Consider the following 322-nt stretch of genomic DNA (forward strand, 5'->3'; position numbering starts at 1 on the left):
TCTGGCTTTGGTGCATGAAGCTTTGAGAAGGCATTCCGCGCACGTTGTACTTCTGTAGTGCCGTTTTCGAACCTCATAACCGCTCTCGTTTTTTTCTTTGCACTCCCGGATGAACGTCAATCTCCGCCCCGCTGGACAAATCCATGAATCCTTAGCTTCGTCATACTGCCAGTTGTCCAGCTTGCTTATGTCCTTCTTCCAAGCTTTTGTTTTCTCTTTATGGTACGTGTTGTATTTGACGATCGCTCTCACAGCTTCGCCTTCTAGGTAAGCGTAATTTTCTTCACTCCCATACCCGGCGTCAGCAATGACCGTGCCGGGC

1 protein-coding gene is annotated in these 322 nt (G+C 49.1%); it reads right to left on the minus strand.

Annotation, left to right across the window (positions count from 1 at the left end; genetic code table 11):
* Positions 1 to 322: transposase (locus M0651_RS23970; RefSeq protein ID WP_248554163.1), on the minus strand; the 322-nt coding region annotated here is incomplete at both ends.

The sequence above is a fragment of the Paenibacillus mellifer genome (assembly GCF_023195895.1).
GTDB classification, from domain to species: Bacteria; Bacillota; Bacilli; order Paenibacillales; family Paenibacillaceae; genus Fontibacillus; species Fontibacillus mellifer.